The following is a 905-nucleotide window of genomic DNA, read 5'->3' as shown; positions in this document are numbered from 1 at the left end:
TATCGGGCAATCTCTCTGTATACTGGAAGAAAATCAGTACTACGGAGGGATTTTTTAATGGAAAAGATAACAGAAATTGTACCAGTCAACTTTAAGTCACCGGAGGTGGATCAAGCAAAAGCTCCGCTTTCCGGTAAGGGACGTCCGCAGCGAAAACCAAAGTACAGTAGAAAAAAGATAATAGCAGATATCCAAACAACATCCTTCAAAATATCAGTCTTTGATGAAGCGAAGGAAGAACTATTACAAGATATTATGAAAATGGTGATGAAATATGCTGATTAATTACAATTATCCAAAGCATGTGTATATCGTTTGTGGGAATACTGACTTACGTAAAGGGATTAATAGTCTTGCACTTTTAATCTCAGATTACTATGAAATGGATGTCTATGACGATTCGCTCTTCTTATTCTGTGGACGCAGAAATGATCGCTTTAAAGGACTTTATTGGGACGGCGAAGGTTTTACTATGCTTTACAAACGATTTGAAAATGGGCGACTTCAGTGGCCTAGAAATCGTGAAGAGGTTTCTGAGCTAACTCAGCAACAAGTTGAATGGCTTCTTCAGGGCTTAAATCCATTACCTGAGAAACGAATCAAGCCAGCTAAAAAGGGAACTTTTTATTGATCGGCAGATTACAAGAAATAAATTTAAAAAAGTTCTTTACAGTAAACGCTCCCCACTGATATGGTTGTTCTAACATATATTACGGGGAGGTGACGAGTATGGCTACAAAAAAAGATTTAGAAAAGCAAGTCGAAGAGCTCAAGGAGCAAGTTAAAGAGTTTAAGAAACAACTTGATAAAAGAGATGAAGTAATCGAAATGCTTTTACAACGTCAATATGGAAAAAAAACTGAAAAATTGGCCGACGGCCAAATATCACTTTTATCCGATGAGGA

The 905-nt window shown here is 37.1% G+C and carries 2 protein-coding genes; both read left to right on the top strand.

Going from position 1 to position 905, the window contains the following annotated elements; translation table 11 throughout:
* Positions 1-57 precede the first annotated feature (57 nt).
* Positions 58-285, top strand: a complete 228-nt coding sequence (locus tag FC36_RS05630; RefSeq protein ID WP_023860635.1) for a hypothetical protein — start codon at positions 58-60, stop codon at positions 283-285.
* Positions 275-631, top strand: a complete 357-nt coding sequence (gene tnpB, locus FC36_RS05625; RefSeq protein ID WP_023860636.1) for an IS66 family insertion sequence element accessory protein TnpB — start codon at positions 275-277, stop codon at positions 629-631. The genes FC36_RS05630 and tnpB overlap by 11 nt, the downstream gene beginning before the upstream one ends.
* Positions 632-905: the final 274 nt, after the last annotated feature.

The sequence above is a fragment of the Ligilactobacillus equi DSM 15833 = JCM 10991 genome, from assembly GCF_001435735.1.
In the GTDB taxonomy this organism is placed as follows: domain Bacteria; phylum Bacillota; class Bacilli; order Lactobacillales; family Lactobacillaceae; genus Ligilactobacillus; species Ligilactobacillus equi.
The sequence above is the reverse complement of the archived record's forward strand: the minus strand, read 5'-3'. Positions and strand labels throughout refer to the sequence as shown.